The sequence below is a fragment of the Rothia sp. HMSC062H08 genome (assembly GCF_001810775.1).
Taxonomy (GTDB): domain Bacteria; phylum Actinomycetota; class Actinomycetes; order Actinomycetales; family Micrococcaceae; genus Rothia.
The window spans coordinates 88,609-95,542 of the sequence record NZ_KV802656.1; the positions used below are offsets into that span (position 1 = coordinate 88,609).

The window sequence follows — 6,934 nt, forward strand, 5'->3', positions numbered from 1 at the left end:
AAACCAAAGTCCTGAGTAAAAATCCAAATTCTGCCGGCGTACGGCGTGCGGCGTACAGAAAGCCCTATAGAAAACTCATAGAAAAAACCGTTGAGGCGGGTACCTGGTTGGTACCCGCCTCAACGGTTTTGTATGTCAGGTTTAGCTCTCGGCCAGCTCGTCCAGCAGGTCGCGGAGCTCATCGGTGGTGAGCACTTCCGCCGGATGCGGACCCATCGCGTACAGCCGGTCCTGGGTGTCCTCGTCCAGCTCGCGGGCGGTGCCAACCAGCACGAGGTTGCCTTCGTTCTGCCCGCTGAGCATGGAGCTCTCGCACAGGCACCACACGTGGTCAAAGACTTCCAGCATGGCGGTTGCCTGCAGCTGGAAGAAGGGCAGACCCGCGTCGTCGCCCACGTTGATGGCGACCATGCCGCGCTCGCTCAGGGCGTCCTTGAGTTCGCGGTAGAAGTCGCGGTTCGCCAGGTGGGCGGGTGCGTCCATGCCGGTGAAGATGTCGAGAATGATCGCATCAAAACCGGGCACGCCCAGCAGTTCGGGCAGGTTCGCCAGCTGCTCGCGGGCATCCCCCACCACAAGCTGGCAGTCGGTGCCTGCGGGTAGCGGCAGGCGGTCCGTCACGAAGCCCATGAGCTCGGGCTCAATATCCACGGCAACCTGGCGGGAGCCGGGGCGGGTCGCCTGAATATAGCGCACGAGGGTGAGCGCACCGGCGCCCAGGTGTGCTGCGGTGATGGGTTCGCCGGCGGGTGCGAGCGCATCCACCGCGTTTGCGATGCGGCGCAGGTACTCGTAGAACACGTAGTCGGGGTTCTGCACGTCCACGTGGGACTGCTCGGCGCCACCGATTTCGAGGACGTAGCCGTGGTCGCTGAACCCGTCGGGGTGAATTTCGGCGCGCTGACCGCCGGAGAGCTGAATGTGTGCCACTACTTCACGCCAGCTTCACGCTTGAAGGTGCTGACCAGGTCATCCACCGAGGAGGAGGAATCCAGGCCCTCAACGACCTTGTCGTTCACGGCGAAGGTGGGGGTGCCCTTCACACCGATCTTCACGGCGTGCTCGTAGTCGCGTTGGATGGGCTTGACGGTGTCGGAGGCGAGTAGGACCTTGTCGAATTCTTCGACGTTCAGGCCCAGTTCCTTGGCGTAGTCGTTGAAGAGGGTGCGCAGCTTATCGCGTTCTTTGATGTTCTTCCAGTCGTTCTGGGTGGCGAAGAGCTTGTTCGCCATTTCAACGTGCTTACCCTGAGCTGCTGCGGCTTCTACGGCGAGCGCGGCGGGTACGGCGTTGGCGTGCATGTTCAGCGGCATGTGACGCACAGTCACGTTCATGATGCCGTCAAGCTTCTTGGCGGCTTCTTCAAACTTAGGTTCTGCCTTAGCGCAGTAGGGGCACTGGTAGTCGGTGTACAGGGTTGCGGTGCCTGCACCGGGTACTTCGCGGTTGAGGCGGTAACCGACGTAGCCGTCATCGGCGGTTGCCGAAGCAGTACCCGAAGGGTCAGCGGATGCCGAAGCGCTCGCGGATGCACTTGCCGAGGTAGCGGCGGTGCTTGCAGATGCGCTCGCCGAACCGCTCGCAGACGCCGATGCGGAAGGCTGGGAGGAGCTGGAACCGCATGCGCTCAGCCCCAGGGCGGCGGCGGGCACTACGCCCAGTAGCAGGGTGCGGCGGTTGAGGGGTGAAGTCATGGTGGTTCCTCTCTCTACGGGTGGCGGGCTGGCCTGTTTGCTACATCTGTGGTTGATTAATCTGTGGTTGATGTGCACTCTGAGGTGCTGTCAGCCGCCGTGGGTATAGGGTTTATTGTATGCCTCTGCCCTGAACTTTCCCTATCTTCGGGCGGGTTTGCGGGGTGAATGCAGTGCACACCATAGCCGCCCTGTCGCCTGCTCCCAGCTGCGGGGCCGGTGTTGAAAGTAATTAGCCTCTCCCCCGCCTTTTTGGTACTATTGCGGGGTATGCACTGTTCACCGGTTGCTTTCGGGCAGTTGAGAACGGCAGCATATGCGCCTCTATAGCTCAGGGGTAGAGCATTTCCCTCGTAAAGAAAAGGTCGTGGGTTCGAATCCCACTGGGGGCTCCACATCCGCCGTAACGCGTGCCGGTTTCCGGTGTGTTGCGGCGGTTTTTAGCATCTGAGAGTTGTCGTTTTCTCGAAGATGTCACCGTCGAACTTTAGGAGATTCTCATGTCTTCTCGATCCGCATCCGCTAAGCGCCAGAGTGGCCGTGCGCAGGCAGGTCGCGCCGCTGCGGGCTCTGCACGCCCGATGAGCCCCACGATGCGTTTTGCTCTGGTGTACGTGCTGGCGCTGGTGGTTTCCCTGGCGGTGTGGTTCTTCTACCGTTCCGTGTATGAGGATGACACCTCGTTCCTGGTGCCGATTGTGATTTCCTTGGTGACTTCGTACGTGTGCGCTCATGCGCTGACGGGCGGCAAATCGCCCCGCAACTAGACCGCCGACCAGCAGCCCGCCAGGCTGTAGCCTCGTGAGGTTTCAGGCAGACAAAAGCCGCGCATCCGGTTCCCCGCTCGGGGGTCGGATGCGCGGCTTTTTACGTGTGTACTTTAGACCAGCGCCTTACTTGGATGCGCGCTGGAAGTCGCTGTCGGTCTTGCCCCACAGGCCGTAGACCTTGGCGAGTTCCTTGACCTTCTTTGCACGCAGGTAGCGCGGCAGGTAGGAGCCGTCGCGGGGGCCGTCGAGGGGCACGTCGAGCATCTGGTGTGCTTCTTCGATTTCGAGCTCGCTCGGGGAGAATGCCGCGTTGATGGTCTCACCCTGGCGAATGTCGAGGGTGATCTTACCGGTCATGCCGTGGTCGTTCGCGTAGCCGCATGCCTTGGAGAGGTCAGCGCCGTATGCGCCGAGGGTCGGGCCGTCGATGGGGCCGGGCAGACCGCCCAGGGTGGAGGCAATCACCAGTTGCGAACGCACGTAGGCGAGCGCCATGGGGGTTGCGGAGGAGCCGGTGTCGCGGCGGTAGTCGCCTGCGCCGAATGCGAGGCGGAAAGTGCCGATTGCGCGAGCAATATCCACCGAGTGGTGCACGCCGAGCGCGGACTCAATCAGCGCGATGATGGGGGTTCCGGGGGGTAGCTCGGCTGCGGTACGGTCAATGTCGGTAGCGTGCTCTGCGGTGGCGAGCATGACGCCTCGCAGACCCTTCACGTTCTTGAGGGCCTTGACGTCCTTCCACCAGTGTTCGGTGGTGATGGCGTTGATTCGCACCCATGCGACGACGCCGGAGTTGAGCATACGGACGACCTGTTCGCGAGCGGCGTCCTTCTCTTCGGCGGGGCAGCCGTCTTCGAGGTCGATAATGATGGAGTCGGCCTCGGATTCGAAGGCCTCTTCAAAGACTTCTTCGGAGGAGTTGGCGCGCACGAGGAGCCAGGAGCGTGAGAGGCTGGGGCGCAGCTGACGCGCACGCTCATTGCGGTGGAATTCAAACATGGTGTGTGACTTCTTCCGTGAATTGTATATGCATTGGGTTGTGCCGTAGAGGGGCAGGAAAAAGCCTGCGGTTCTTCCGCGCGTACCATCGCATTGTGTCGTCACCTCCATTGTGACGGAACCGCATAAGAAGTGTCCTACACCTCTTCTTTAAGCGTATCGCCTGTTGAGGTGCACATCAAACTAGCTCGCCTATTGACCGCGATTTATGCCCCTGTGTTATGCCTCAACCAGTTGGGTGCGGCCCACGGGGATTCCGTCGTCGAAGATCAGCTCGCCGGCGGCTTCCTTCTGGGCGCGCTGAATCAGACGTTCGGCATCCTCAATGTGCTGGATGACGGTTTCCACGCGACGGTGCACGCTCACCTGGCGGTCGCATCCGGTGGCACAGTTGCCGAAGCAGCGTGCCATGGCGAGCGCTTCGGCGCAGAGTGCCACGGCGTTACCCGCTTTGGAGAGGGCGCGGTTCAGGTCGGAGTAGGTGCCGAATGGGGAGGCGGGAATATCGCCGTCGCTGGGGGCGAGGCGGTGCGCTTCCATAGCGACTGCACGCACGCGCGGGATGAGGTCGGCGAGCTCGTTTGCGTCCGGCACGATGAGCTCAATCATGGAGGTGGACGAATCGGTTGCCGCCAAGCGTTCGAGGACCTGGTGGAAGCGGTCGATACCGCGAATGAACCGGTCGTGGGATCGGCGCCAGATGCCTTTGCCGAGTTCGGCGTCGTCGCGGCGCGATTGCAGGTAGCTTTTAAGTCCCATATGTCCTCCTCTGCGTGGTGTGTGTGCCGTGTTGGTTGGTCGGTGGAGGCTGCCGGTGATGGGCTCTGCGGCGACCCGCAAACCTCCCTATACTTAGGTTACCCTAAATCTCCTTTAGTGACGAGATGTCAGCAGTCAACTGTTTATTTCAAACCCAGATTTTCTTCACGCCGCTCACGCGACGCTCCCCGCAGCGCCAGTCTAAAATGGCACCGGCCTAAAATAGCACCGCAGGGGCGCAGCGATTTCTAGACCATGCGCAGCACAATCTTGCCGCGATGCTGACCGGAGTCGAAGTATTCGTGGGCGGCAGCCGCCTCCTCCATGTCGAAGATACGGTCCAGACCCACGCCAATCCTGCCGGATTCAATCAGCGGCAGCACGTGTTCGCGTACACCTCGCAGAATCTCAGCCTTCTGATGATCCGAACGGGTACGCAGGCTCGTAGCGTGCACCGACAGGCGGCGGGAGAGCATATACCCCAGGTTCACTTCTGCTTTGGCGCCGCCCATCAGACCGATAATGCACAGGTGCCCGCCGTCGGCGAGGGTGTGCAGATTGTCGTCCAGGTACTTTCCGCCCACGACGTCGAGGATGTAGTCAGCGCCGCGTCCGCCAGTTTCAGCCAGCAGAACTTCACGGAACGAATGTTCTGTATAAATAATGGGTTCCGCACCTAGTAAGCGCACATATTCTGCTTTTTCCTCGGTTCCCACGGTTGCAAACACGCGGGTACCTACGGCGAGCGCCAGCTGAATAGCGTGCACACCGATACCGCCGGTACCACCGTGCACGAGCACCACCGCGGGTTCACCGTCTTCCTTGAGGTTTTCGGCGGGGTTCATGCTCATACCACAGGTGAGAACCAGGTTCGAGTAGACGGTTGCCGCGACTTCGGGAATACCGGCGGCTTCGGCAAAACTCAGCTGTTCGGGTACGGGTAGCACGTGGTCGACCGGTACGGTCACGTAGTCGGCGTAGCCGCCTCCAGCGAGGAGCGCCATGACGGGGGTGCCGCGGTTCTCTACGGAGACGCCTTCACCGACGGCTTCGATGACACCGGCTACTTCGAGGCCGTAGATGGCGCTCGCTCCGGCGGGCGGCGGGTAGAATCCGCGGCGCTGCAGGGCGTCGGCGCGGTTGATTCCGGCGGCGTGAACACGAATGAGAACTTCGTGGGATCGGGGTACGGGGGCGGGGACTTCGCTGATTGTCAGGGCCTCAGGTCCACCGTGACTGTTCTCAATAATTGCTCTCATGAGTCCTCCTCATTGCCGGAAGCACCATCGTTGGTGCGCGATTTACAGAAAGCATACAACGTGCGATAATCTCTTAGTGCCCTGCGGCACGGTGTTGCCATAAAATGCCGGTCTCTGGAGTGCATGGATGGTTGTCCGAGCGGCCGAAGGAGCTGGTCTTGAAAACCAGTAGGCGGTAACCCCGTCTCAAGGGTTCAAATCCCTTACCATCCGCGTTATAGCTTCTGCTCCACGTGTGGAGCGCAAAGAGCCCTGTTCCTCGTATTGAGGAACGGGGCTCTTTGCATACGCCATTTTGAGTTACCGGGGGCGTCGTCAGTTGATTTGTGACAAGGCATTCGCAATATACATGAAGAGGGCGGCGATACCGATGAAAAAGCATAGCCCCAGCCAGTTGAGAATACGACCCGCTAGGGCAGGTACACCGTGCCTCTGCGCTACCCACCCCTGCCAGATACCCAGGATGTTCAGCAACGGCGCACCGATAGCTAACTGCAGACCACTTTCTCCAAGACCCTGGACAAGCAACCAAAACCCTAGAACGAAAGACAGCGGGCTGAGGAAGCCGAAAAGCAGGGAGAAGTTCGCAGCCCTTTTACCGTCTTGTGTTCCTTGCACAGCGGGAGGTTGCTCGCTCGCAGGTTGCTCCCAGTCGTCCGTGCCGTCAGTCTCCGGCTGTTGGCTGTCATCCGCTTGGTAGAGCTTGGCGTCTTCAGGGTTGTTATCAAAATCTTCGTTATTTTGGGGTAGCTGCGACATCGCATCCACAACCTTTCACATTCAACATTAGAGAAGTATTACCCCCTAGCCCCTCCCCTAATCCACTAGAACAAGAGGACACGCAGGCTCCCTGTGGAGTCGACATAGTTATATTCCGCCGGTCAGGACAATCAAGAACAATGCGACGATGATGGCGAAGGGAAGGGCAAAAATTACACCCGCCCAGCTGAGAATACGACCCGCTAGGGCAGGTACACCGTGCTGTTTCGCTACTCGCCCCTGCCAAATACCCAGGACGTTCAGCAACGGTGCAACAACAACTATCTGCAGACCACCACTGTCAAAATCGTGGACAAACAACCAGCACCCTAGAAAGAAAAATAGGAGGCCGAGGGCGCCGAAAAGCAGGGATACGTTCGCTGCCTTTTTACCGTCTTGTGCCCTTTGCTCGTCGGAAGGTTGCTTGCTCGCATGTTGCGTCCAATCGTCCGTGTTGTCAGCGTCAGACTGCGGGCTGCCATTTCCCTGGTAGAGCTTGGCATATTCGGGATTGTAATCAAAAACTTCATTATTTTGGGGCATCATAACCTTTCAATACCGGGCGTTATGCCCACCCTAGACTTTCCCCCACCAAGGGAACAAGTATGTCGAGCCGATTTCACCAAACATACGGCATACATACAGAAAAGCCCCGCACCTCAACTGAACTGCGCCCCGAAACTTGGACGCTATA

8 protein-coding genes and 2 tRNA genes are annotated in these 6,934 nt (G+C 59.7%); 3 read left to right on the top strand and 7 right to left on the bottom strand.

Annotated features, from left to right (window positions below):
• Positions 1-141 precede the first annotated feature (141 nt).
• Both HMPREF2765_RS02320 and HMPREF2765_RS02325 read right to left on the bottom strand, forming a co-directional pair.
• The gene (locus HMPREF2765_RS02320; RefSeq protein ID WP_049346157.1) at positions 142-930 is read right to left on the bottom strand and encodes a spermidine synthase; all 789 of its coding nucleotides are present in this window, start codon (positions 928-930) and stop codon (positions 142-144) included.
• Positions 930-1,694 (bottom strand): DsbA family protein, encoded by a 765-nt coding sequence (locus HMPREF2765_RS02325; RefSeq protein ID WP_049346158.1) that lies wholly within the window; start codon positions 1,692-1,694, stop codon positions 930-932. Before HMPREF2765_RS02325 ends, HMPREF2765_RS02320 begins: the two co-directional genes overlap by 1 nt.
• A 320-nt stretch (positions 1,695-2,014) precedes the next feature.
• Here HMPREF2765_RS02325 and HMPREF2765_RS02330 point away from each other — a divergent pair.
• Positions 2,015-2,089: transfer RNA gene (locus HMPREF2765_RS02330), tRNA-Thr, on the top strand.
• Between the two features lie 105 nt (positions 2,090-2,194).
• A complete protein-coding gene (locus tag HMPREF2765_RS02335; protein WP_005504446.1) occupies positions 2,195-2,461 on the top strand; it encodes a hypothetical protein in 267 nt (88 codons plus the stop codon).
• 126 nt (positions 2,462-2,587) lie between these two features.
• Here the strand turns inward: HMPREF2765_RS02335 and HMPREF2765_RS02340 are convergent, their stop codons facing one another.
• From HMPREF2765_RS02340 to HMPREF2765_RS02350, 3 genes are all read right to left on the bottom strand, one after another.
• Positions 2,588-3,463 (bottom strand): HpcH/HpaI aldolase/citrate lyase family protein, encoded by an 876-nt coding sequence (locus HMPREF2765_RS02340; RefSeq protein ID WP_049346160.1) that lies wholly within the window; start codon positions 3,461-3,463, stop codon positions 2,588-2,590.
• 219 nt (positions 3,464-3,682) lie between these two features.
• Positions 3,683-4,222 (bottom strand): hypothetical protein, encoded by a 540-nt coding sequence (locus HMPREF2765_RS02345; RefSeq protein ID WP_049346162.1) that lies wholly within the window; start codon positions 4,220-4,222, stop codon positions 3,683-3,685.
• Positions 4,223-4,470: 248 nt separating this feature from the next.
• The gene (locus HMPREF2765_RS02350; RefSeq protein ID WP_049346164.1) at positions 4,471-5,481 is read right to left on the bottom strand and encodes an NAD(P)H-quinone oxidoreductase; all 1,011 of its coding nucleotides are present in this window, start codon (positions 5,479-5,481) and stop codon (positions 4,471-4,473) included.
• 125 nt (positions 5,482-5,606) lie between these two features.
• On the opposite strand from HMPREF2765_RS02350, the gene HMPREF2765_RS02355 reads away from it, so the two are divergent.
• Positions 5,607-5,694 (top strand) — tRNA-Ser (locus HMPREF2765_RS02355).
• 102 nt (positions 5,695-5,796) lie between these two features.
• Here HMPREF2765_RS02355 and HMPREF2765_RS02360 read toward each other — a convergent pair.
• Positions 5,797-6,240 (bottom strand): hypothetical protein, encoded by a 444-nt coding sequence (locus HMPREF2765_RS02360; protein ID WP_049346166.1) that lies wholly within the window; start codon positions 6,238-6,240, stop codon positions 5,797-5,799.
• A gap of 108 nt (positions 6,241-6,348) precedes the next feature.
• A complete protein-coding gene (locus HMPREF2765_RS02365) occupies positions 6,349-6,786 on the bottom strand; it encodes a hypothetical protein (RefSeq protein ID WP_049346177.1) in 438 nt (145 codons plus the stop codon).
• Positions 6,787-6,934 lie beyond the last annotated feature (148 nt).

Bases quoted from the DNA above. Each gene is read 5' to 3' on its own strand.
- HMPREF2765_RS02325 (WP_049346158.1), bottom strand. From the start codon at position 1,694: ATGACTTCACCCCTCAACCGCCGCACCCTGCTACTGGGCGTAGTGCCC.
- HMPREF2765_RS02335 (WP_005504446.1), top strand. From the start codon at position 2,195: ATGTCTTCTCGATCCGCATCCGCTAAGCGCCAGAGTGGCCGTGCGCAG.
- HMPREF2765_RS02340 (WP_049346160.1), bottom strand. From the start codon at position 3,463: ATGTTTGAATTCCACCGCAATGAGCGTGCGCGTCAGCTGCGCCCCAGC.
- HMPREF2765_RS02345 (WP_049346162.1), bottom strand. From the start codon at position 4,222: ATGGGACTTAAAAGCTACCTGCAATCGCGCCGCGACGACGCCGAACTC.
- HMPREF2765_RS02350 (WP_049346164.1), bottom strand. From the start codon at position 5,481: ATGAGAGCAATTATTGAGAACAGTCACGGTGGACCTGAGGCCCTGACA.
- HMPREF2765_RS02360 (WP_049346166.1), bottom strand. From the start codon at position 6,240: ATGTCGCAGCTACCCCAAAATAACGAAGATTTTGATAACAACCCTGAA.
- HMPREF2765_RS02365 (WP_049346177.1), bottom strand. From the start codon at position 6,786: ATGATGCCCCAAAATAATGAAGTTTTTGATTACAATCCCGAATATGCC.